Below are 22,926 nucleotides of genomic sequence, written 5' to 3' on the forward strand. Positions count from 1 at the left end.
CCGGCGCTTACGCCGCCTCCCCGCTTCCGCACACCACCGTCGCCGCCTGCTGCTGCGACAGATACCGCAGCAGCTTCGTCACCATCCACACGACGATGAACGACAACGCGACGAAGAACACCGCGAGCGGCGTCAGCACGTGAATCGACACGAACCCTGCCAGCCCCATCATCGCGGACGACACGAGCAGCAGCGCACAGCCGAGAATCGCGCTCGTCAGGCCGGCGATATGCGGAAACAGCGAATTGCCCTTGGCCATCAGCGTCGGATACATCGCACCCGCGCAGAAGCCCATCACGAGCACCGGCGTCGCAAGCGTCCACACGCGCAGGCCGACGGTCAGCGCCAGCACCAGCATCGCGATCGACGCGCCCGCCATCACGCGCGCGCCGATACGCAGCCGTTGCTCGGCGCTCGGCAGCCCGCGGCCGTGAATCCGGTTCGACAGGCCGCCGAGGAAATACATGAGGCCGATGCCGAGCGCGAGATAACCGAAGAAGGTCGGCGGCTTGTACAGCGTGGTCTGCACCATGAACGGGCCGACGATGTTGAACACCAGCAGGATGCTGTAGCACAGCCCCTGGGCGAGGAAACAGCTCTGGAACACCGGGCTCGCCAGCACCTTGCCCGCGTTCGCCATCAGCGTGCGCGGCTCGAGATGCACGGGCTTCGGCAAGGTTTCGCGGTAGCGCCACAGCAGCGCCCACATCGCCAGCGAGTAGACCAGCAGGAACACGAGGCACGCGCGCCAGCCGAACCACTCCTGCAGGTGCGCGCCGATCACCGGCGCGATGATCGGCGCCAGCCCCCACGCGATCGACATGTACGTGAACGCGTGCATCAACGCCTGGCCGGAGAACGAATCGGTGATGATCGCCTTCGCCAGCAGGTTGGTGGTCGCGATCCCGAAGCCCTGCAGGCAGCGCGCGAGCACGAACGTTTCCAGGTTCGGCGCGCCGAGCGACAGCAGGCAGCCGATCGTGTAGATCACGAGCCCGAACGCGAGCACGCGCTTGCGTCCGTAGGCGTCGGCGATCGGACCGAAGATCAGCTGGCCGAGCGCGTAGGCCGCCATGTAGCCGGACACGCTCGACTGGATCGCCTGCGGCGTGGTCGCGAACGAGCGGGCCATGTCGGGCAGCGCGGGCACATAGATATCGATCGCGAGCTGGCCGGCGGATGCGAACAGGCAGATCAGGAACAGCAGGAAGCGCGGCGAATTGGACTCGCGCGCGGGCGTGGGCGTGGCGTTCATGAAGACTGGGAAGGAGGTCGGGCAGCAGGCCGCACCATCAATGTTCGAATGCCGAACATGCGTGCGATCGTGGCGAATTCCGTATTGTGCCCGTTGTTGCACCGGGCGACAGGATTCCCCTGGCACGGGCGAGGTTGAATGCCGATGGCGGCACGTCCTGAAATCTGCTGATCGGGCCGGCCGGCGGCAATTTTAATGTTGATTTAAGCCGACGGTCGCATTGTCCCGGATGGCTCACTTCGTGAGCCGTACGTCATTGTTGATTCGATCAGTCTCGTTTGATGGAGATACGAAGATGCGATTCCGTTCGTATATGGCGGCGGGTGCGCTGGCGCTGGTGCCCGTGTTCGCGCTGGCCGGGCAGGCCGGCGCGGCGGCGGCCGCCCACCCGATGTTCGTCAACGTCGACGGGCAAGCCGTGCCCGTGAAAGCCGAAACGCGCGTCGTCCAGACGGCCGTCGGCCCGATGAAGGTCAGCACGTGGAGCTGGAGTAGCCCGCAAGGCGGCGCGAGCTTCGAGATGCAGACGTCGTCGTCGGGCGGCGTGCCGCCCGCGGCGGCGTTGCGGCAAATACAGGCCGCGCAGTACCGGATGCAGGCGGCGCAGGCGCAGATGGTCGCGATGCAGCAGCAGATGATGGCGCTGCAGCACATCGCGCTCGCCAACGCGTTCGCAATGCCGATGCCGCAGCCCGTCGGGTTCGCGATACCGGCGTGGGCCGCGCCCCAACCGGTGCTCGTCATCGTCCCGGCCCAGCCGCCGATGCCGTCGGTGGCCCCCGCAAGGCCGGCCGCACCGGCCGCACCCACCGCACGCGGCCCGGAAATCAAGGCCTGACGCGCTTCGCGCCGCTCGGCGCCCTGCGCTCGAACCGCCGGCACGCGCCGGCGGTTTTTCATTGCGACGGCCGAATCAGTACTGCGCCTGATCCGTCGGATTCTTGAACAACTGCTTCATCTCAGCCGACAGCGGATAGTTGAGGCTCACGCCCTTCGGCGGAATCGGCTGCATGAACCACCGGTCGTACAGCTTCTCGGCCGCGCCCGACGTTTGCATCTTCGCGATCACGCCGTCGACGACACGCTTGAACGCCGGATCGTCCCTGCGCATCATGCACGCGTAGTTCTCGTGAACGAGCGGCGTGCCCGCGACCGTATACGCAGCGGGGTTGCGGTCCTTCGCGATCTCGCCGTACAGCAGCGGCTCGTCCATCACGAACGCGACCGCGCGCCCGGTCGTGACGTTCATGAACGCTTCGGCATGATCCTTCGCGCTGATGATCGTCATGTTCATCGCCTTCTCTTCGTTGAGCTTGCGCAACAGGCGCTCGTCCGACGTGCCGGCCGTCGTCGCGACCGTCTTGCCGGCCAGGTCCGCGAAGTCCTTCACGCCCGAATCCTTGCGCGTGCTGAAGCGGATGCCATACAAAAAGATACTGTTCGAGAACGCGGCCTGCTTTTGCCGTTCGAGCGTATTCGTCGTCGAGCCGCATTCGAAGTCGATCGTCCCGTTCTGCAGCAGCGGAATCCGGTTCTGCGACGTGATCGGGATCTCCTTCACCGCGAGGTTCGGCAGGTTCAGATCCGTCTTCAACTGGTCGATGATGCGCGACGCGATGTCCCGCGAATAGCCGATGTTCTTCTGCTGGTTGTCCGAATACGAGAACGGCACCGACGACTCGCGAATGCCCAGCGACACGACGCCCGTGTCCTTGATCTTCTTCAGCGTACCGGTAAGGGCCTGCGCGTGGGCGGCGCCCGCCAGCGCGCAGGTGAGCGCAACGGCCAGCCAACGAAAGCGGCGATCCATGCTTTTCTCCTGACGAAACGTTGATCGAATCGCGATCGTACGCCCGAAAAAATTCGCGCCGCATCGGGGAAACCGTCAAGCTTTCCGTCGCGCGCCTTCATCGGGAGCAATCGTTTCCGCGTCGCGCAAAAGCGCCTGCGCCGCACGTTTCGCCGGATCGACCGCCCGCATTCTTGCACTCCATGAACATATCACCCGTTCCAAACGCGCGTTCATGCTGCAAGACAGCATCGCAATCGTTTGCGTCCCACCCATTTTTCACACACAACATATTCAAGAAGCCGCCTCATTAGCCGTTACCCAATGCATGGCGCGTCGCAGCAGCCGGCGGGCGCCGACAAAAACAAGGTCCGGTTTGCGCCGAACCATGCACCACCACCGGCACGACGGTTATCTACGAGGATCGACTTTCGACATGAAAGCCAAACGCTTCAATTTCGCGCTGGCCCGTTCGGCCCATGCGCGCATGCTCGCTGGCATGCTGTCCGCCGCCGCCCTCCTGCCCCTCGCCGGTTGCGGCGGAGGCGGCGGCGACGGCAGCAACCCGTCTTCGTCCAACGCTTCACCCGCACCGACACCGACGCCCGCACCGGCACCCACTCCCGCGCCCGCCCCCACCACCCCGCCCACATCGTCCGGCGGCAATGCATGCACGTCGCAGCAGGCCGCCGTGCAGATGGCCGCGCAGACCGCACCGGCCGAGCCGCCGGTCGATCACCTCATCGTCAAGCTGAAAACGCTGACGGCCACGCGCGCGATGGCGACCATCGACAACGGCTCGCGACTCGATGCGGTGATCCAGCGCGCGATGACGCGCTGGACGGCGCCCGCGACCGGCAACGCGCGCGCGTACGCGAGCACGGTCGCGCAAACGCCGGTGAACGTGCAGGTCGAGCGAACGATCTCGAGCGGCGCGGCCGTGCTGTCGCTCGGTCAGCGCATGGCCGCCACCGATGCCGCCGCGCTCGCGCAGGCGTTCGCGGCCGACAGCGATGTCGACTACGCGGAACCGGATCACCCGATGCAGATCCGCGACACGCCGAGCGACCCGCTCTACAACCAGCAGTGGAACCTGTCCGACCCGGCCGCCGGCATCGACATGCCGCCGGCGTGGAACGTGACCAAGGGATCGCCGACCGTCGTCACCGCCGTGCTGGATACCGGCTACCGGCCGCACGGCGACCTCGTCGGCAACCTGCTGTCCGGCTACAGCTTCATCAGCAACGTCAACACCAGCAACAACGGCTTGACGCGCGGCCCGGACGCCACCGATCCGGGCGACTGGGTCACGCAGCAGGAACTCGACAACGTCAACGGCCCGTACTATCACTGCGCAAGCCAGCCCAGCAACAGCAGTTGGCACGGTACGCGCGTGATGGGCGTGATCGGCGCGACCGCCAACAACGGCACGGGCGTCGCCGGCGTATCGTGGCTCGGCCAGATCCTGCCCGTGCGCGTACTCGGCAAGTGCGGCGGCGTGACGAGCGACATCGCGGACGGCATGCGCTGGGCAGCCGGCATTCCCGTCAACGGCGTACCGACGAACCCGCGGCCGGCGAAGATCATCAACCTGAGCCTCGGCGGCGTCGGCGCATGCAGCACGACGTTCCAGCAGGCGATCGACGACGTGACCGCGAAGGGCGTGACCGTGGTCGTCGCGGCCGGCAACGACGGCCTGTCGACCGGGCTCGACCAGCCCGCGAACTGCCGCGGCGTGATCACCGTCGGCGCGACCGACGCGACGGGCCGACGCGCGTCGTTCAGCAACTTCGGCGCCGACGTCGCGCTGAGCGCACCGGGCGTCAACATCCTGTCGACGTCGAACACCGGCACGACGACGCCGGGCTCGGACACCTACGGCCCCGCGAACGGCACCAGCCTCGCGGCGCCGCAGGTGACGGGGGTCGCCGCGCTGATGCTGTCGGTGAACGGCAACCTCACGCCCGCGCAGATCCTGCAGAAGCTGCAAGGCGGCACGCGCGCGGCGAAGCTCGCGGCCGGCACGTCGTGCACCGCGCTGCCGGCGGGCTCGGGCATCCTCGACGCAGGGGCCGCCGTCGCGACCGCGAACCAGTAACCGCACCTCGTTCGACGCGGCCGCGCGCATGCCGACAAGGTGTGCGCGCGGCTGTTTCATTGCGGGTTGTCGGGGGCGCTTGCGAACGCGCACCGGCCCGATCAAGCATCTCGAAATAACGCCCGACAAAAGGGTTGACGCTTCGCACAGCGAGCCATTACCATCGCCCCCGTCTAGTTACATGGAGTGTTCTGTGAACACCGATGCGAGTTGTAGTTGGTATCCGGCCAACTTGACTGCTGCCTGAGGAAAACGCGCAGAGCCTCGTCTTCTGCCGCATCCCGGGGAGCAGGATGCGGCGCCCTTCCGGCCTGACCACGGGCCAGATCTCCCGCCGAATTTTCGATGTTGTCGAATGCACGCGACGCACCGTCGCGCGTGTGCGTTCGCGTTGCGCGCGGCGCCGGCCGCGTGCGCTCTCCGTTCGCGTGCCGTCCGGCCGCGCGCCTCGTTGCGCGCCGTTGCCGATCGCCCGTGCCGACTATCCTCAACCGACAGGAGTGCAGATGAACTCGGACGACAGTAGTCGATTACCGCTCGCCGGTGCGACGCTGCGCATCGACACGCCGTCCGCATCCTGCGCGCCGGCGAGCGTTCCCGCCTTTACCGATCCACAGCCGATCGCGCCCGACGCGACGCGGCGGGGAGCGCTCGCGCGTCGATAACGTCGCGGCCGCTCCCCGCCCGCCGCCTCGTGCGCTAGGAGCGACTCATGACGACACGACACAACACCTCTCACAAGAAACAACGCGGCTTCATCAAGGCCGGCGCCGGCCAGCAGACCGACCCGCGCATCATGCGCGTCGCGCAGGAAGCGGCCCGCCCGCTCGACGACACGCTGAAGTCGCTGCGCACCAGCACGCGCGGCCTCACCTACGACCAGGCCGCCGACCGCCTGCAGCATGACGGCCCGAACGAAATCGCGCACGACAAGCCGCCGCACTGGACCCGCCAGTTGCTGCTCTCGTTCCACAACCCGTTCGTCTACGTGCTGCTGGTGCTGGCCGCCATCAGCTTCTGCACCGACGTCTATTTCGCGGCGCCCGACGATCGCGATTACGTCGGCATGACGATCCTGCTGACGATGGTCACGATCAGCGCGCTGCTGCGCTTCGTGCAGGAATTCCGTTCGCTGCGCGCGGCCGAGAAGCTCAAGGCGATGGTGCGCACGACGGCGACCGTGCAGCGCGCGGTGACCGATTCGTTGGAACCGACGCGCCGCGAGGTGCCGATGCGCGAAGTGGTGACCGGCGACATCGTGCATCTTTCCGCGGGCGACATGATCCCCGCCGACGTGCGGCTGCTCGCGTCGCGCGACCTGTTCATCAGCCAGGCCGTGCTGACCGGCGAGGCGCTGCCCGTCGAGAAGTACGACACGCTCGGCGCGGTGGCCGGCAAATCCGCGAGCACGCGCGCGGCCGGCGCGGCCCACGACGCACCGGCGTCGCTGCTCGATCTCGAGAACGTCTGCTTCATGGGTACCAACGTCGTCAGCGGCACGGCGACGGCCGTCGTCGTCGCGACCGGCGAAGACACGTACTTCGGCTCGCTCGCGCGCAACGTCGTGAGCCACAAGCGCATCGAGACGAGCTTCGACCGCGGCGTCGCGAGCGTGAGCTGGCTGCTGATCAAGTTCATGTTCGTGATGGTGCCGATCGTGTTCATGATCAACGGCCTGACCAAGGGCGACTGGTTGAGCGCCCTCACGTTCGCGCTCGCGGTGGCCGTGGGCCTCACGCCCGAGATGCTGCCGATGATCGTCAGCGCGAATCTCGCGCGCGGCGCGGTCGCGATGGCGCGCCGCAAGGTCGTCGTCAAGCGGCTGAACTCGGTGCAGAACTTCGGCGCGATGGACGTGCTGTGCACCGACAAGACCGGCACGCTCACGCAGGACAGGATCATCCTCGAACATCACCTCGACCTGTCCGGCCGCAAGAACGAGGACATCCTGCGGCTCGGCTGGCTGAACAGCGTCCACCAGAGCGGCCAGAAGAACCTGATCGACATCGCGGTCGTCGCGCGCGCCGACGAGATCGGCGAACGCGTGAAGCCGCAGGGCTACAAGAAGATCGACGAGCTGCCGTTCGACTTCGTGCGGCGCCGCCTGTCGGTCGTCGTCGAGGATACGCGCGGCACGCACCTGCTGATCTGCAAGGGCGCGGTCGAGGAAATGCTGGCGGTGTCCACGCACGTGCAGGATGAGGACGGCGTGCGCCCGCTCGACTTCGTGGCCCGCAAGCGGCTGCTCGAACAGGCCACCGCGTACAACGAGGACGGCTTCCGCGTGCTCGTGCTCGCGACGCGAACGATTCCGCGCGGCGACGAACGCGCGCAATACCGCACCGCCGACGAGCGCGACCTCGTCGTGCGCGGCTTCCTGACCTTCCTCGATCCGCCGAAGGAATCGGCCGCACCGGCGCTCGCCGCGCTGCGCGAGAACGGCGTCGCGGTGAAGGTGCTGACGGGCGACAATCCGACCGTCACGATGAAGGTATGCCGCCAGGTCGGCCTCGAACCCGGTAAGCCGATGCTCGGCACGGAGATCGAAGCGCTCGACGATGCAACCCTCGCGCGGGTGGTCGAACGCACGACCGTGTTCGCGAAGCTCACGCCGCTGCAGAAGGCGCGCATCGTCAAGGCGCTGCAGGCGAACGGCCACACGGTGGGCTTCCTCGGCGACGGCATCAACGACGCACCCGCGCTGCGCGACGCCGACGTCGGCATCTCGGTCGACAGCGGCGCCGACATCGCGAAGGAAACCGCCGACATCATCCTGCTCGAGAAGAGCCTGATGGTGCTCGAGGAAGGCGTGATCAAGGGTCGCGAGACGTTCGGCAACATCCTGAAATACCTGAACATGACGGCCAGCTCGAACTTCGGCAACGTGTTCTCGGTGCTCGTCGCCAGCGCATTCCTGCCGTGGGAGCCGATGCTCGCGACGCAGTTGCTCGTGCTGAACCTGATCTACGACACGTCGCAGATGCTGCTGCCGTGGGACAAGATGGACCGCGAGTTCCTGAAGAAGCCGCGCAAGTGGGAAGCCGGCAACATCGGCCGCTTCATGCTGTGGGTCGGGCCGACGTCGTCGGTATTCGACATCACGACGTACATCCTGATGTGGACCGTGTTCGGGGCGGGCGCGCTCTATCACCTGAACGGCGGCGCGAGCGGCCAGATCGTGATGAATTCGGGCTGGTTCATCGAGAGCCTCGTGTCGCAGACGCTCGTCGTGCACCTGCTGCGCACGCAGAAGATCCCGTTCCTGCAGAGCACGGCGTCGTTGCCGGTGCTGCTGTCGACCTTCACCGCGATCGCGATCGGCTGCTGGCTGCCGTTCTCGCCGTTCGCGGAATCGATCGGCTTCATGCACCTGCCGGGCACCTACTGGCTGTGGCTCGCCGCGACGATGGTCGGCTACATCGTGCTCGCGCAGATCGTCAAGACGATCTACGTGCGCCGGTACAAGCAGTGGTTCTGATGGTGCGCCGATGACGACGTGCCGGCCCGTGCGCCCCCGCGCGGGCCGAACGTCGCTCGGTAATGTACGGGCCGCATCCGCGGCCCGTTTTTTCATTCATTGCGCGTCGTTCGCGCCGAACAGTTGCGCGCACACCGCGCGCCCTTCGTCGGTCAGGGCGGCGCTGCCGGTACCGTCCTCGTTCAGCGTCGTCGCGCTCAGGCCCGCGGCGTCCAACTGCGTCAGCACGCGCCGCAGCGTGCTCATCGGCAGTTGCGTGCGCTTCGCGATCTTCGGCAGCGACCACGCCTTGCCGGCCGGATCGCTCGCGGCTTCGTTCAGCGTCGCGAGCGTGGCGACGAGCGCGGGATCGAGCGGGGATTCGTCGGAGTCTGAAGTCATCGGTTCGGGTTCGTCGGCCGGCGTCGGGCCGGCATGCATGAAGACAACCATCGCGGACACTATACGCCGCGTCACGCGCCCTTGAGCGCGGCGCGCATGAACGACACGAAACGCGTGGTGACCGGATCGTCGCGTTCGGACCGCCATCCGAGCCCCACGCGCCACTTCGCGTCCCGGCCGTCGAGCGGCAGCACCGTCGCGTCGCGCAGCAGGTACCGCGCGCTCGACGGAATGAACGCGACGCCGACGCCGGCCGCGACCGACGTCAGCACCGACTGCACGTCCTCCGCCTGCTGCATCACGTGCGGTACGAAGCGGCGCTCGACGCACCACCGGTCGATCTGCGCGGCCAGCCCCGGGCCGCGCGCACGCTGCAGCGCGATGAAGCCGATCTCGTTGAGCACGTCGAGGTTGGCCGGCACGCGCTTGAAGCCTAGATGCGGCGGCACCGCGAGCGCGAGCGCTTCGTCGGTCACCTTGAACGACGACAAGCCTTCGTCGGTGGGCAGGCGCAGGAAACCGGCGTCGAGCTTGCCGGCGTGCAGCCGGCGCGTCTGTTCGGACGACGACAGGTCGCTCAGCGTCACCGCGATACCCGGATTGCGGCGACGGAATTCGGCGATCAGTTTCGGCACGAGCGTGAGCACGGACAGGCAGATGCCGAGCCGCAAATGCCCGCGCTGGCCGCTGGTCGCTTCCCGCGCACGGGCCAGGATTTCGTCGGCATCGCGCACGAGCGCCTGCGCGTCGGGCAGGAAGCGTTCGCCGAACGGCGTCAGTTCCGCGCCATGCCGGCCGCGCTCGAACAGCTTGCCGCCGAGGCTCGCCTCGAGCGCGCCGATCTGCTTGCTGAGCGCAGGCTGGCTCATGTGCAGCGCATCGGCCGCACGGCTGAAATGGCACAGCTCGGTCACCGTCAGGAACGTGCGAAGCAGTTTCAGTTCCATTCTTTTAAGGAATCTGAGTGATCGAAAGATTCATTTTACCGATCGAATGCGATGGCGTTCAATACGGACATGCCCTTCCCGGAACTCACTTCCATGTCCCTCGATCCAGCGGCCGACTGCGTGGCCGAGCCATCATCCGACGTCGCGACTGCAAGCGAATGCGCGGCTGCCACCGATGCGCGCGCACCGAAGCGTCGCGCCGAACGCACGGACGGGCGCAGCCGCCGCTTCCGCTTCGGCGATGCGCTGGAAGACGCGCCGCCGCGCGCGGTGACGGGTTCGATCGCGATCAGTTTCGCGGTCGTGTCGCGGCGGAACTGGCCACGCTGAACCGCGTACCTGCCCGCCTTGCATGCCGCCTCGCACCGCTTGCCCGGCAGCGCGAAAACGACCGGAATCCTCCCGCATGAAGCGTCATTGCGCGTCATCCCATCGTCATCGCCGCGCGATCGACCGTATAATTTCCCGCACCCGCTGACCGCCCATGCATTCCGCGCAGCCGCATCGCGCGTGAAAAGGAGACTTTCGCTTGACCGGCCTCATCGCGCACCTGCCTCGCGCCCGGACCACCCTGATCCTCGCCCTGTCGTTCCTGCTGCTCGCATTCGCCGCGCATGCGTCCGCGCAACGCGTGCAGCCGCATCGCACCGCCCATGCGCAGCCGCATGCCCATACGAAGGCCGTCAAGAAGACAGCCCATCGCAAGAAAAAGGCCATCAAGCACCGCCGCTCACGCGTGACGCATCAAGCGGCCAAACGCCACGCGGCACCCGCACCGCAGCAGCGGCGCGCGAAACGCACGACCGCCGTGCGACCGCGCCCGCCCGCGAAACCGAAATTGCTCGCCAGTTGCGGCTATACGCCGCGCGCGGTCGCGTCGCTGCATTCACGCGCGGCCTACGTGCTCGACGTCGATTCCGGCACCCCGCTGCTCGCGCGCAACGCACGCACCGTACGGCCGATCGCATCGATCTCGAAACTGATGACGGCGGTCGTCGCGCGCGACGCCGATCGTCCGCTGAACGGCGTGCTGCGCGTGACCGCGCGCGACCGCGACACGATCAAGTTCACCGGTTCGCGCCTGCAGGTCGGCTCGGAACTGTCGCGCCGCGACATGTTCCATATCGCGCTGATGTCGTCGGAGAACCGCGCGGCCGCCGCGCTGAGCCGCGACTATCCGGGCGGGCGCGCCGCGTTCGTGAAGGCGATGAACCGCGAAGCGCGCCGGCTCGGCATGCGGCACACGCACTTCCGCGAGCCGACCGGCCTGTCGCCGCACAACGTGTCGACGGCGGAAGACCTCGCGCGGCTCGTCGGCGCGGCCGCGCAGGATCCGCTGATCCGCTATTTCTCGACCGATCTGTCGACCACCGTGCGCCCCGGCGACGGGGAGCTCGTGTACGTGAATTCCGACCCGCTCGTGCGCTACCGCCGCCTGCCGATCCGGCTGCAGAAAACCGGCTTCATCAACGAATCGGGGCACGGTGTCGTGATGCGCATGCGCGTGAAAGGCCGCCGCGAGACGGTCGTGCTGCTCGGCGCACCGACGCGTGCCGGCGTATCCAGCGACGCAATCAACATCCATCGCTGGCTGTCCTGTTCGATCCGGTAAGCGCACACGGGCAGCCGGCGCGTTCACGCCACGGGAGCGACGCGATGCAGCACGAATACCGCTTCAACGCCTTCGGCCGGCTGCTCGCCGTCGTGCGCACGGACGGCCGCTGGGCCGTGTTCGATCTCGGCGCCGAAGGCAAACGGCGCCCGGCCAATCTGCAGATTCCATCCGCGCTCGCCGCGGACGAACTCGGCCAGTACCTCGGCGATCTGCTGCACGAAAACGCGACCCCGCGCTACAGCGAAGTCGTACCGGTCGTGCATCGACGCACGTAATCGCGCGCCTGACGGCGCCGTCAGGCCGGCGATCAATTCGACAGTCAAACTTGCAAGTTTGGCTGTCGTGTTCTAAGATTCGCCGCATGAACCCGCCACGCAAACCCGGCGTTTCAGCCGAAACCGTCGCCGCCGACCTGACCCTCGCGGTCGGCCAGCTCATCCGTCGGCTGCGCTCCGAGATCGATTCCGGTGGGCTCGGCATGTCCCAGACGAGCGCGCTCGCGCGGCTCGATCGGCACGGGCCGATGACGACCGCCGATCTCGCTCGCGCCGAAGCGATGAAGCCGCAGTCGATGAAGGCGATCCTCGCGAGCCTCGAGGAAGACGCGCTCGTCGAGCGCGAACCGCATCCGACCGACGGCCGCCAGATCCTGTTCAAGCTCACCGCCGCCGGCGTCGACGCGCGGCGCAAGCGCAACGCCGCGAAACACAAGTGGCTCGGCACGGCGATCGGACAACTCGATCCGGACGACATCGACACGCTTGCCGCGGCCATCCCGCTGATCCGCCGCATCGGCGAGCAATAAACCCGGCCGGTTCGCCGCGCTGCATGCGCGCGGCCGGCTTTCTTCGCCCTTTCCCCCGGAGCCCCCATCATGAGCGCAACCCGTCTCGACACGAACACGGCGCTGGTCGTCATCGACCTGCAGAAAGGCATCGTCGCCCTCCCCACCGCGCATCCGGTCGCACCGGTGATCGCCCACGCCCGCGAACTGCTCGACGCATTCCGCGGCCGCGGCCTGCCGGTCGTGCTGGTCAACGTCGCGGGCGGCGCGCCGGGCCGCACGCAGCAGCAGGTGCGCCTGGACGCCCTGCCGGCCGACTGGACCGAACTCGTGCCCGAACTGAACCGCCAGCCAGGCGACCACGTCGTGACGAAGCGGACCTGGGGCGCGTTCACCGGCACCGGTCTCGACGCGCATCTGAAGGCAGCCGGCGTCACGCAGATCGTGCTGGCCGGCGTCGCGACGAGCATCGGCGTCGAATCGACCGCGCGACAGGCGCACGAACTCGGCTACAACGTGACGCTCGCCGTCGACGCGATGACCGACCTCAACGCGGACGCGCACGCCAACAGCGTCGAGCGGCTGTTCCCCCGCCTCGGCGAAACGGGCACGACGCAGGACATCGTCGCGCTGCTCGACCGGCGCGGCGCGTGAGCGACGAACGCAGACAGCCGACGCCGGGCCATGCGATCGGCCGGCTCGACCCGTCGATCTGGAAAGTCAGCGCGGTCGCGACGCTCGGCTCGCTGCTGTCGCAACTCGATGCGACGATCGTCAACGTGTCGCTGTCGAGCCTCGCGACCGACCTGCATGCGAGCCTGTCGACAATCCAGTGGGTGACGAGCGGCTACCTGCTCGCGCTGACGCTGGTGCTGCCGCTGAGCGGCTGGCTCGTCGACCGCATCGGCGCGAAGGCGCTGTACCTGTGGTGCTTCTCGGCGTTCACGCTCACGTCGGCGCTGTGCGGGCTCGCGTGGTCGGCGCCGTCGCTGATCGCGTTCCGCGTGTTGCAAGGCGTCAGCGGCGGCTTGCTCGCGCCGATGGCGCAGATGATGATCGCGCGCGTCGCCGGCCAGCAGATGGCACGCGTGATCGGCTACGCGGCGGTGCCGGTGCTGCTCGCGCCGATCCTCGGCCCGGTCGTGGCCGGCGCGATCCTGCAGCACACGTCGTGGCGCTGGCTGTTTCTGGTGAACCTGCCCGTCGGCGCGCTCGCGCTCGCACTGGCCGTGCGGTTCCTGCCCGGCGACCGGGACGATGCGCCGCGGCGCGAACTCGACTGGATCGGCCTCGCGTTGCTGTCGCCCGGCCTCGTGCTGTTCCTGTACGGCATCGAGCGGATCGGCTCGATGCCCGGCATCGCGGCGGTCGCGGGCGCGGCGCTGCTGCTCGTCGCGTTCCTGCGCGTCGAGCGCCGCCAGGGCGCGCGTGCGCTGATCGATCTCGCGCTGTTTCGCTCGCGCGTGTTCGGCGCGGCAGCCGGCACGCAATTCCTGTCGAACGGCGCGCTGTATGCGGGCCAGATGCTGATTCCCGTGTTCCTGATCCAGGCGTGCGGGCGCTCGCCGGGCGAAATGGGCTGGCTGCTCGCGCCGCTCGGGCTCGGCATGCTCGTCACCTATCCGTCGATGGGCGCGCTGACGAGCCGGTTCGGCGTACGCCGGCTGGCCGCCGCCGGCGCCCTGCTCGCACTCGCCGCCACGCTGCCGCTCGTGTTGCTCGCGCTGACCGGCTACGATCCGCTCGTGCTCGTACCGGCGCTGTTTCTGCGCGGCATGGGTCAGAGTGCGATCGGCGCGCCGTCGATCGCCGCCGCGTATGCGTCGGTCGAGCGCCGCGACCTGCCGATGGCGACCACGTCGCTCAATATCGTGCAGCGGCTCGGCGGTCCGACGTTCACGACGCTATGCACGCTGTTTCTCGCATGGCGGCTGCACGCCGAATCGACGGCGGCGGGCGGCACGCAAGCCGTCGCGTATGCGTGGGCGTTCGGCCTGCTGTGCACGCTGCATGCGGCGAGCTTCATGACGACGCTGCGGCTGCCGTTGCGCTCGGCCGGTGCAGGCGGCGACCGACGGGCCGGCAACGCGCCGGCCGGTTCGCGCTGAACGGGCGCCGCGCCGCACCGTGTGCGCGGTTTCCCGCTACGGCAACCACATCGGCACGATCGACGCCGCAATGCGGCCGGCAACGCACGTTCCCCAGTCTGGAAAAACGCATTCGTTGGGCTGGCCCGTTGTTCGCGGGAACGATCCCTACACCGTGTCCGGCTCCTGCCGCGCGGGCGTCGTGCCCGCCGCCTCCAGCGCCTGATGCAGCGTGGCGAAGATGCATGACCCGCCGACCGCCTCGGTGATCCCGTGACGATCCATGTCCGCGCGCAGGTAGCGGTTCACGCGCCCGAACAGCACGCCGATTCCGCGCGCATGCAGCGCCCTGACGAGATCGACCAAGGTCCGCGCGGCCGAATAGTCGACGTCGGTGATCGCGCCCGCGTCGACGACGAACCAGCGCGTCGGCACCGGCGCCGCGTCGACGAGCTCGGTCACTTCCGCCGCGAACAGGTGATCGTTCGCGAAGAACAGATCGGAGCCGAACCGGTAGACGATCAGCCCGGGCGCCGTCATCACGCCGCGCCGGGTGGGCACCGGCTGCCACCGTCCGTTGCCGGCGACGGGTTCGAGCACCATCGTATGCGGCCGGTAGCTGTGCCGCACGTGCCGCATCAACGACAGCGCGACGGCCAGCAGGATGCCGTGCTCGACCCCGATCGTCACGACCGCCGCGGCCGTGATCATCGCGAGCGTGAATTCGCCGGGGCTTTCCCGGCGGATCGCCGCGAGGCTGCGCACGTTGATCAGCCCGAGCGCGATCGTGAACACGATGCCGGCCAGCACCGCATGCGGCAGATACTGCAGATACGGGCTGAAGAACAGCAGCACGACGGCGACGACCGCGGCGAACGCGAGATGGCCGATCTGGCTGCGCACGCCCGCGCCCTCGGCCATCGCCGTCTGCGTCGGGCTGCCGTTGACGACGAACGCGCCGCCGAGCGCCGCCGCTGCGTTCGCGGCCGCGAGGCCGAGGATGTCGGCATTGGTGTCGACGTCCTCGCCGTACTGCTGCGCGAACACGCGTGCGGCGGCCGCGCTCTGCGCGATGATCATCACGAAGCACGACGCGGCGACCGGCACGAGATCGAGGAACTGCTGCCACGTGACCGATGGCCAGCGCAGCGGCGGCAACCCGCCCGCCACGGGCCCGAGCACCGCGATGCCGTGCTCGGCGAAACCGAACGCCGCGCTCGCGGCGATGCTGCCCGCGACCGCGATCATCGGCATCGGCACGCGCGGCAGGAACCGCTTGCACGCGAGAATCGCGACGACGACGAGCGCCGCGAGCGCGAGCGTCGGCCGGTGCGCATGAAGCAGGTGCGTGGCGACGTAGTCGAGTTGCGCGAGGCTGCGCGACGCCGGGTACGGCACGGGCAAGCCGAGCATGTCGCCGAGCATCGCGATCGACACCTGCACGCCGACGCCGGCGAGAAAGCCGATTAGCACCGTGCGCGACAGGAAATCGGCGAGAAAACCGAGCTTGAAGATGCGCGCGAGCAGCAGCATCGCGGCGGTCAGCAACGCGACCATGCCGGCGAGCGCCGCATAGTCGGCGCTGCCGGCCGGCGCCATCGACGATAGCCGGCTCGCGAAAATCGTCGCGGTCGCCGAATCGGCGGCGACCACGAGATGGCGCGACGCGCCGAAGCATGCGAACGCAACGAGCGGCAGGCATACCGTGTAGAGCCCCGTGACGGCCGGCATGCCGGCGATGCGCGCGTAGCCGAGCACCTGCGGGATGTCCATCGACGCGAGCGACATGCCCGCGAAGATGTCTCGGATGGCGCCCGCGCGGCGGATCGGGAGGATGCCTTTCAGCAGCCATACGCGTGACGGACGGCTTTCGTTGGAATCTTGCATGCGTGAAATGCGTGAGGTCGAGTGACGGGGGCCACGAACGGGTGCGCGACGATGGTGCGTGTCGCTCACCGTCGCCGGAGGGGCCGGACAGGCCGCACGCCAACGCGAGCGGCACACCGACGACGCCGGCGACGTCCGCATGATTGCATGGATCGCGGATCGTGCGTAGCGAAGCGCAAAGCCCTGCCGTCATGGCTTCCGGCCGAATGCATGCTGGCGGGTGACGCGTCCGGCAATCGGCTCGCACGCCGGCTTGCGGTGATGTCGATTCGAGGCTCGCCTTCACCCCGATGCAGAGGATACCTGCACAATGGTGAGCCGATTCGGGAGCCGCTCGCCCCGCCTTCACGGCACGCATCCGGAATCCGATGGCACAATCACGGTCCCTTTCATGTGCCCTTCATCGGGCGCGCGCCGCATCGCGGCGCCGATTCAACGCACGAGAAGGCCCCTGTCCGCCCCTATGACCCTGAACGAATCCTGGTTTGCGCCGCTCGTCGGCATCCTCGTCCTGCTCGCCGCCGCCGGCGCGATTACCGCCGTCGTCCACTTCCTGCTGTTTCGCGTGGTCGCGCGGCTCGCGCGACTGTCCGCCACGCGCGTCGACGACGCGCTGTTCGAATTCGGCGCCTTCAAATGGCTGAACCGCATCGTCCCGTTCGTCGTGATCAAGCTCGGGCTCGGCGCGGTGTCCGGCATTCCCGGCCTGGTCGCGCAGGTGGTCGACAAGGTGCTGTTCGCGCTGATCGTGTTCCTCGTGACGATGACCATCAGCGCGACGCTGTCCGCGCTCGAACACGCGCACCGCACCGCTCAACGCGATCAGCCGCGCCTGTCGCTGAAAGGCGCGATGCAGCTCGTCAAGCTCGTGATGTTCATCACGGCCGCGCTCGTCGTGATCGGCGATGCGACCGGCAAGCAGATCGGCCTGCTGCTGTCCGGCATCGGCGCGATGTCGGCGGTGCTGATGCTGATCTTCAAGGACACGCTGCTCGGCCTCGTCGCCGGCGTGCAACTGTCGTCGAACGACATGCTGCGGATCGGCGACTGGATCACGATGCCGTCGGCCGGCGCGGACGGCACGGTCATCGACATCACGCTGAACACCGTCAAGGTCGCGAACTTCGATCACACGATCATCACGGTGCCGACCTGGAAGCTGATCACCGAGAGCTATCAGAACTGGCGCGGCATGACCGAGGCGGGCGGGCGCCGCATCAAGCGCGCGCTGTTCATCGATGCGACGAGCGTGCGCTTTCTCACGAACGACGAGATCGAACGGCTCGAACGCCTGACGCTGCTGAAGGACTATCTCGAGGACAAGGTCGACGCGATCGAGCAATGGAACGGCACGCTCGGCGCGGCCGGCGACTGCCCGGCGAACCGCCGCCAGCTGACGAATCTCGGCACGTTCCGCGCGTACGTCGCGAACTACCTGAAGGGCCATCCGCGCATCCGCCGCGACATGACGAACATGGCGCGACAACTACCGCTCACGGCCGAAGGCATTCCGCTCGAACTGTACTGCTTCACCGATACGACGACGTGGGTCGACTACGAGACCATCCAGGCCGACCTGTTCGACCACCTGATCGCGGTGCTGCCGGAGTTCGGGCTGCGCGTGTACCAGCATCCGTCGGGCTTCGACATGCGCCGGATGGTCGACGCCGCGCAGCCCGGGCTGCAGGCGCCGCGCGCGGCGTGATACCGGCCACGGCGGCAGGCCGCCGCCCGCCGCCTGCCCTGCCGGCGGGCGGCAACGCTCACCGCGCCGCGCACTCCGACGCGAGCCGCCCCAGCACCTTCAGCGCATCCTCGATCTGCCGCGACCACGGGTAGCTGTAGTTGAGCCGGACGAAATGCCGGTAATCGGTGCCGGCCGAGAACATGTGCCCAGGCCCGACCGTGATCCGCCGCGCGAGCGCCAGCGTATACAGCTTCATCGCATCGACCCGCGGCGGCAGCTCGACCCATAGCACATACCCGCCCCGCGGCTGCGACAACCGCGTGCCTTCCGGGAAGAAGCGCCGCACCATCGCGCTCATCAGGTTCGCCTGCTGCGCGTACTGCTTACGCATGCGCCGCAGATGAAAATCGTAGCCGTCGTGTTTCAGGTACTCGGCGATCGCGAGTTGCTCGATCGCGGGCGTCGCGAGCGTGTTCAGGAATTTCAGCTTCTCGACCTGGTCGCGGTAACGGCCCGGCATCGCCCAGCCGATCCGGTAGCGCGGCGACAGGCTCTTCGTGAACGACGCGCAATGCAGCACCAGCCCGTCGCGATCGAACGACTTCAGCGCGCTCGGCGCCGTGTCGCCGAAGTGCAGCTCGTGATAGACGTCGCTCTCGATCGCCGGCACGCCGTGCTTCGCGAGCAGCTCGACCAGCGCGCGCTTGCGCGCATCGGGCATCTGGAAGCCGAGTGGATTCTGGAAATTCGGCATCACCATGCACGCGGCGATGCGCTCGCGCGCGAGAATCCGTTCGAGCGCGTCGAGATCGATGCCGTCGCCCGGGTGCGTCGCGACTTCCAGTGCACGCATGCCCATCCGCTCGATCGCGTGCAGCATCGCGTAGAACGTCGGAGACTCCACCGCGATCGTGTCGCCCGGCTTCGCGACGGCCTGCAGGCACAGGTTGATCGCCTCGGTCGCGCCGATCGTCATCACGATCTCGCCCGGCTCGACCGCGACCCCGCGCTCCGCATAGCGCCGCGCTATCTGGCGGATCAGCTCCTGGTTGCCGGGCGGCAGGTCGTCGATCACGCCCCAGCGCGTGCGGCGCCGCCCGATCGCCTGCGCATAGCGCGCGAGACGCTGCACCGGAAACTGCGACGCGTCGGGATACGGCGAGCCGAGCGGCACCGCGTCGTCGCGCGCGATCGAGCGCAGCGTCGACAGCACGAGCCGGCTCACGTCCACGGCCGACGGCTCGGCAGCCGGCGCGGAGACATGCAGCTCGGCCTCGGCCGGCGCCGCAGCGCGCGCCCGCACGAAGTAGCCCGACTGCGGCCGGCTTTCGATCAGGCCGCGGCTTTCCAGCACGAGGTACGCGCGCAGCACGGTCGTGACGCTGAGCTGCTGCTGCCGGCTCGCGTGCCGCACCGACGGAATCCGCTCGCCGGGCCGGTACACGCCCCGCTCGATCTGCGCCTGGAGATCGTCGGCCAGTTGTTCGTAACGCTTCACGCGCCTCCCTTTCAACTTCCCTTCAGCAACACAGTTGCGATCCGCACGGGATGAATGGCCGAAACTGTACTCTTTTTTGAAGTGAACAGGTGTACACACAGCCGTACGGGCGCCGCGCGTACTCTGCACGCATCGACCCCGACACCTGCATCATGAAAACGAAATCCGCCACCGCGCGCATCGAACCGTACACCCACCCGGCCGCCGGCTGGGGCGCGCTGAAAGCCGTCACGATCAACCTGATCAAGGAAAAGGTCGCCGGCGGCAACTACCGCACGCTGCTGCGCCAGAACCAGCCGGACGGCTTCGACTGCCCGGGTTGCGCATGGCCCGACCGCCAGCACGCGTCGACGTTCGAATTCTGCGAGAACGGCGTGAAGGCCGTGGCCGCGGAAGCGACGAGCAAGCGCGTGACGCCCGAATTCTTCGCCGCGCACACGGTGACCGAACTGCTCGAACAGTCGGATTTCGAGCTCGAACAGCACGGCCGGCTCACCGGCCCGATGGTGTACGACGCGCAGGCCGACCGCTACGTGCCGATCGCATGGGACGATGCGTTCGCGCTGATCGCGCGCCATCTGCGCGCGCTGCCCGACCCCAACCAGGCCGCGTTCTATACGTCCGGCCGCGCGAGCAACGAGGCGGCGTTCCTCTATCAATTGTTCGTGCGGCTGTACGGCACCAACAACTTCCCCGATTGCTCGAACATGTGCCACGAGGCGACGAGCCGCGGGCTGCCGGCGTCGGTCGGCGTCGGCAAGGGGACCGTCACGCTCGACGATTTCGAGCATGCGGACATGCTGCTGATCTTCGGCCAGAACCCGGCGACCAATCACCCGCGGATGATGGGCGAGCTGCGCGAGTGCGCGAAGCGCGGCGCGACGATCGTGTCGATCAACCCGCTGAAGGAGCGTGGGCTCGAGCGCTTCGCCGATCCGCAAAGCCCGCTCGAGATGCTGACGATGTCGGGCACGAAGATCGCATCGACGTTCATCCAGCCGACCATCGGCGGCGATTTCGCGCTGATCAAGGGAATGGCCAAGCGCGTGCTCGAACTCGACGACGCCGCGCGCGCCGCCGGTGCGCCGCGTGTGCTCGACACCGCGTTCATCGACGCGCACACGGCCGGCTTCGACGCGTTCGCCGACGATCTGCGCGCCGAAAACTGGTCCGCGCTGACGGCCGAAAGCGGCGTGCCGTACGAGCAGATCGACGCGCTTGCGCAGCGCTATGCGCGCAGCGAACGCGTGATCGCGACGTGGGGCATGGGCATCACGCAGCACAAGCATTCGGTCGCCACGGTGCAGATGCTGACCAACCTGATGCTGATGCGCGGCAACATCGGCCGCCCCGGCGCCGGCCTGTGCCCGGTGCGCGGCCACTCGAACGTGCAGGGCAACCGCACGGTCGGCATCGAGGAAAAGCCGTCGCAGGCGTTCCTCGACCGGCTCGGCCACGTGTTCGATTTCGAACCGCCGCGCCATCACGGCTACGACGTCGTCGAGACGATCGAAGGCATGCTCGACGGCCGCGTGAAGGTGCTGATCGGTCTCGGCGGCAACTTCGCGATGGCGACGCCGGACACGCCGCGCACGTGGGAAGGCATGCGCCGCTGCGCGCTCTCCGTGCACATCACGACGAAGCTGAACCGCAGCCATCTGATCCACGGCCGCGACGCGCTGATCCTGCCGACGCTCGGCCGCACCGAGATCGACCTGCAGGACAACGTCGCGCAAGGCGTGACGGTCGAGGATTCGATGAGCATGGTCCACGTGTCGTACGGGATGAACAAGCCGGCGTCGCCGAACCTGATGTCGGAGCCCGCGATCGTCGCGCACATGGCGCACGCGCTGTTCGGCAGCGGCAAGATCGACTGGCTCGCGTACAAGGACGACTACGCGAAGATCCGCGACGCGATCGAGGCGACGCTCGACGGCTTCCATGACTACAACACGCGCATCGCGCGGCCCGGCGGCTTCCACCTGCGCGTGGCGTCGCGCGACCGCGAATGGCTGACGCCGACGGGCAAGGCGAACTTCATCGCGCATGGGCTGCCGACCGACACGCCGATCCAGCGCGCCCGCGTGCTGCACGGCGAACGGCTGATGACGCTGATGACGACGCGCTCGCACGACCAGTACAACACCACCGTGTACGGGCTCGACGACCGCTACCGCGGCGTGTTCGGCCAGCGCCGCGTGGTGTTCGTCAACCGCGACGATCTCGCGATGCTCGGCCTCGCGGCCGGCGACTGGGTCGACATGGAAACCGTGTGGCACGACGGCATCGAGCGGCGCGCGAACGGCTTCCTGCTCGTCGAATACGACATCCCGCGCGGCTGCATCGGCGCGTACTACCCGGAAACCAACCCGCTCGTGCCGCTCGACAGCGTGGGCGACGTGTGCAACACGCCGACGTCGAAATCGGTGCCCGTGCTGCTGCATCGCGCGGCCGCGCCGGCCTCGATCGCCGCCTGACGGAGCACGACGATGATCGTTCGTCCGCGCGAGCACTGGCTGCGGATGCTGCTCGTCTGGAATGGCTCGGTGCTGCCGACCATCCTGCCGCAGCTCGTGCTGACGCTCGCGATCAGCCTCGTCGCCGTGTGGGGCGGCGGCCGCGTGCTCGGCGAAAAGGTGCCGCTGAACCCGACGCCGTTCACGCTGATCGGCCTGACGCTCGCGATCTTCGCCGGGTTTCGCAACAGCGCGAGCTACGAACGCTATCGCGAGGGGCGGCAACTGTGGGGCGGTGTACTGACCGCCACGCGCACGCTGGTGTCGCAGGCGCTCTGTTACGGCGCGGTCGACCGCGACGACGCGTCGCGCCGCGCGTTCGTGCGCACGGTCGTCGCGTTCGTCCATGCGCTCAAGCATCAACTGCGCGGCACCGATCCGGCCGCGGACCTGCGCGGGCTGCTCGACGGCGCCGCCTATGCGCGCATCGCCGCGTCCCGGTTTCGCCCGGTCGTCATCGTGCACGCGCTGCGCGAAGCGTTCGCCGCGCGCGCCGACGCCGGCCAGCTCGCCGACACGCGACTGTGGATGCTCGATGCGCGCCTCGACGAACTCGTCGCGATGGTGAGCGGCTGCGAGCGCATCGCATCGACGCCGATTCCGTTTTCATACGACGTGCTGCTGCACCGGACCATCTACGCGTATTGCGTACTGCTGCCATTCGGTCTCGTCGATTCGATCGGCGCGGCGACACCCTTCGTCACGGTTTTCGTCGCCTATACGCTGATCGCGCTCGACGCGATCGCACATGCGATCGCCGAGCCGTTCGGCAACGGGCCGAACCACCTCGCGCTCGATGCGATGACGCGGCAGATCGAGCGCACGCTGCTCGAACTGAACCGCGAGCCGCTGCCGGCCGAAGTGACGCCCGGCCCGTCGTACCGCCTCACCTGACTCGCGCCGC

The 22,926-nt window shown here is 68.0% G+C and carries 19 protein-coding genes; 13 read left to right on the forward strand and 6 right to left on the reverse strand.

Translation table 11 applies throughout. The features are described from left to right. Positions 1–7: 7 nt before the first annotated feature. Positions 8–1,255 carry a multidrug effflux MFS transporter gene (locus tag QZM72_RS13335; RefSeq protein WP_301738337.1) on the reverse strand — a complete coding sequence of 416 codons (1,248 nt, stop codon included), beginning with the start codon at positions 1,253–1,255 and terminating at the stop codon, positions 8–10. Positions 1,256–1,550: 295 nt separating this feature from the next. Here QZM72_RS13335 and QZM72_RS13340 point away from each other — a divergent pair, with 295 nt between their 5' ends. Next, complete coding sequence (locus QZM72_RS13340) at positions 1,551–2,093, forward strand: hypothetical protein (protein WP_301738338.1); 543 nt, start codon at positions 1,551–1,553, stop codon at positions 2,091–2,093. A 75-nt stretch (positions 2,094–2,168) separates the two neighbouring features. Here QZM72_RS13340 and QZM72_RS13345 read toward each other — a convergent pair whose 3' ends face one another. After that, positions 2,169–3,065: a glutamate/aspartate ABC transporter substrate-binding protein gene (locus QZM72_RS13345; RefSeq protein WP_089469970.1), complete on the reverse strand. Its 897-nt coding sequence runs from the start codon at positions 3,063–3,065 to the stop codon at positions 2,169–2,171. Positions 3,066–3,480: 415 nt separating this feature from the next. On the opposite strand from QZM72_RS13345, the gene QZM72_RS13350 reads away from it, so the two are divergent. The 3 genes from QZM72_RS13350 (at position 3,481) to mgtA (ending at position 8,620) form a co-directional block, all read left to right on the forward strand. Then, entirely contained in the window at positions 3,481–5,142 is a 1,662-nt protein-coding gene (locus tag QZM72_RS13350; RefSeq protein ID WP_301738339.1) for a S8 family peptidase, read from the forward strand. Positions 5,143–5,648: 506 nt separating this feature from the next. After that, positions 5,649–5,807: a hypothetical protein gene (locus QZM72_RS13355; RefSeq protein ID WP_301738340.1), complete on the forward strand. Its 159-nt coding sequence runs from the start codon at positions 5,649–5,651 to the stop codon at positions 5,805–5,807. Positions 5,808–5,854: 47 nt separating this feature from the next. Continuing rightward, a complete protein-coding gene (gene mgtA / locus QZM72_RS13360) occupies positions 5,855–8,620 on the forward strand; it encodes a magnesium-translocating P-type ATPase (RefSeq protein ID WP_301738341.1) in 2,766 nt (921 codons plus the stop codon). A 96-nt stretch (positions 8,621–8,716) separates the two neighbouring features. Here the strand turns inward: mgtA and QZM72_RS13365 are convergent, their stop codons facing one another. Together QZM72_RS13365 and QZM72_RS13370 are read right to left on the reverse strand one after the other, a co-directional pair. Then, the gene (locus QZM72_RS13365; RefSeq protein WP_301738342.1) at positions 8,717–9,001 is read right to left on the reverse strand and encodes a transcriptional regulator; all 285 of its coding nucleotides are present in this window, start codon (positions 8,999–9,001) and stop codon (positions 8,717–8,719) included. Positions 9,002–9,072: 71 nt separating this feature from the next. Beyond that, positions 9,073–9,948, reverse strand: a complete 876-nt coding sequence (locus tag QZM72_RS13370; protein WP_301738343.1) for a LysR family transcriptional regulator — start codon at positions 9,946–9,948, stop codon at positions 9,073–9,075. Between the two features lie 51 nt (positions 9,949–9,999). On the opposite strand from QZM72_RS13370, the gene QZM72_RS13375 reads away from it, so the two are divergent. From QZM72_RS13375 to QZM72_RS13400, 6 genes are all read left to right on the forward strand, one after another. Next, complete coding sequence (locus QZM72_RS13375; protein ID WP_301738344.1) at positions 10,000–10,278, forward strand: hypothetical protein; 279 nt, start codon at positions 10,000–10,002, stop codon at positions 10,276–10,278. 199 nt (positions 10,279–10,477) lie between these two features. Continuing rightward, complete coding sequence (locus QZM72_RS13380; RefSeq protein ID WP_301738345.1) at positions 10,478–11,560, forward strand: serine hydrolase; 1,083 nt, start codon at positions 10,478–10,480, stop codon at positions 11,558–11,560. Positions 11,561–11,604: 44 nt separating this feature from the next. After that, complete coding sequence (locus QZM72_RS13385) at positions 11,605–11,838, forward strand: hypothetical protein (protein WP_301738346.1); 234 nt, start codon at positions 11,605–11,607, stop codon at positions 11,836–11,838. Positions 11,839–11,924: 86 nt separating this feature from the next. Then, positions 11,925–12,368 (forward strand): MarR family winged helix-turn-helix transcriptional regulator, encoded by a 444-nt coding sequence (locus QZM72_RS13390; RefSeq protein WP_089469979.1) that lies wholly within the window; start codon positions 11,925–11,927, stop codon positions 12,366–12,368. Positions 12,369–12,437: 69 nt separating this feature from the next. Then, complete coding sequence (locus tag QZM72_RS13395; protein ID WP_089469980.1) at positions 12,438–13,001, forward strand: isochorismatase family protein; 564 nt, start codon at positions 12,438–12,440, stop codon at positions 12,999–13,001. Next, entirely contained in the window at positions 12,998–14,455 is a 1,458-nt protein-coding gene (locus QZM72_RS13400; RefSeq protein WP_301738347.1) for a DHA2 family efflux MFS transporter permease subunit, read from the forward strand. The genes QZM72_RS13395 and QZM72_RS13400 overlap by 4 nt, the downstream gene beginning before the upstream one ends. A 147-nt stretch (positions 14,456–14,602) precedes the next feature. Here QZM72_RS13400 and QZM72_RS13405 read toward each other — a convergent pair whose 3' ends face one another. Next, a complete protein-coding gene (locus QZM72_RS13405; protein ID WP_301738348.1) occupies positions 14,603–16,321 on the reverse strand; it encodes a SulP family inorganic anion transporter in 1,719 nt (572 codons plus the stop codon). Positions 16,322–16,784: 463 nt separating this feature from the next. Between QZM72_RS13405 and QZM72_RS13410 the strand changes: the two genes are divergently transcribed. Further along, a complete protein-coding gene (locus QZM72_RS13410; RefSeq protein ID WP_089469983.1) occupies positions 16,785–18,026 on the forward strand; it encodes a mechanosensitive ion channel family protein in 1,242 nt (413 codons plus the stop codon). A gap of 58 nt (positions 18,027–18,084) precedes the next feature. On the opposite strand, the gene QZM72_RS13415 is transcribed toward QZM72_RS13410, so the two are convergent. Next, positions 18,085–19,506, reverse strand: a complete 1,422-nt coding sequence (locus QZM72_RS13415) for a PLP-dependent aminotransferase family protein (protein WP_301738349.1) — start codon at positions 19,504–19,506, stop codon at positions 18,085–18,087. 152 nt (positions 19,507–19,658) lie between these two features. Between QZM72_RS13415 and QZM72_RS13420 the strand changes: the two genes are divergently transcribed. Together QZM72_RS13420 and QZM72_RS13425 are read left to right on the forward strand one after the other, a co-directional pair. After that, entirely contained in the window at positions 19,659–21,983 is a 2,325-nt protein-coding gene (locus QZM72_RS13420) for an FdhF/YdeP family oxidoreductase (RefSeq protein ID WP_301738350.1), read from the forward strand. 12 nt (positions 21,984–21,995) lie between these two features. Further along, positions 21,996–22,916, forward strand: a complete 921-nt coding sequence (locus QZM72_RS13425; protein WP_089469986.1) for a bestrophin family protein — start codon at positions 21,996–21,998, stop codon at positions 22,914–22,916. The last annotated feature ends 10 nt before the right edge of the window (positions 22,917–22,926 follow it).

The sequence above is a fragment of the Burkholderia sp. AU45388 genome (assembly GCF_030481585.1).
Lineage (GTDB): Bacteria > Pseudomonadota > Gammaproteobacteria > Burkholderiales > Burkholderiaceae > Burkholderia > Burkholderia sola.

Bases quoted from the DNA above. Each gene is read 5' to 3' on its own strand.
- mgtA (WP_301738341.1), top strand. From the start codon at position 5,855: ATGACGACACGACACAACACCTCTCACAAGAAACAACGCGGCTTCATC.
- QZM72_RS13340 (WP_301738338.1), top strand. From the start codon at position 1,551: ATGCGATTCCGTTCGTATATGGCGGCGGGTGCGCTGGCGCTGGTGCCC.
- QZM72_RS13390 (WP_089469979.1), top strand. From the start codon at position 11,925: ATGAACCCGCCACGCAAACCCGGCGTTTCAGCCGAAACCGTCGCCGCC.
- QZM72_RS13425 (WP_089469986.1), top strand. From the start codon at position 21,996: ATGATCGTTCGTCCGCGCGAGCACTGGCTGCGGATGCTGCTCGTCTGG.
- QZM72_RS13385 (WP_301738346.1), top strand. From the start codon at position 11,605: ATGCAGCACGAATACCGCTTCAACGCCTTCGGCCGGCTGCTCGCCGTC.
- QZM72_RS13355 (WP_301738340.1), top strand. From the start codon at position 5,649: ATGAACTCGGACGACAGTAGTCGATTACCGCTCGCCGGTGCGACGCTG.
- QZM72_RS13405 (WP_301738348.1), bottom strand. From the start codon at position 16,321: ATGCAAGATTCCAACGAAAGCCGTCCGTCACGCGTATGGCTGCTGAAA.
- QZM72_RS13335 (WP_301738337.1), bottom strand. From the start codon at position 1,255: ATGAACGCCACGCCCACGCCCGCGCGCGAGTCCAATTCGCCGCGCTTC.
- QZM72_RS13350 (WP_301738339.1), top strand. From the start codon at position 3,481: ATGAAAGCCAAACGCTTCAATTTCGCGCTGGCCCGTTCGGCCCATGCG.
- QZM72_RS13375 (WP_301738344.1), top strand. From the start codon at position 10,000: ATGGCGTTCAATACGGACATGCCCTTCCCGGAACTCACTTCCATGTCC.
- QZM72_RS13345 (WP_089469970.1), bottom strand. From the start codon at position 3,065: ATGGATCGCCGCTTTCGTTGGCTGGCCGTTGCGCTCACCTGCGCGCTG.
- QZM72_RS13410 (WP_089469983.1), top strand. From the start codon at position 16,785: ATGACCCTGAACGAATCCTGGTTTGCGCCGCTCGTCGGCATCCTCGTC.
- QZM72_RS13370 (WP_301738343.1), bottom strand. From the start codon at position 9,948: ATGGAACTGAAACTGCTTCGCACGTTCCTGACGGTGACCGAGCTGTGC.
- QZM72_RS13420 (WP_301738350.1), top strand. From the start codon at position 19,659: ATGAAAACGAAATCCGCCACCGCGCGCATCGAACCGTACACCCACCCG.
- QZM72_RS13395 (WP_089469980.1), top strand. From the start codon at position 12,438: ATGAGCGCAACCCGTCTCGACACGAACACGGCGCTGGTCGTCATCGAC.
- QZM72_RS13365 (WP_301738342.1), bottom strand. From the start codon at position 9,001: ATGACTTCAGACTCCGACGAATCCCCGCTCGATCCCGCGCTCGTCGCC.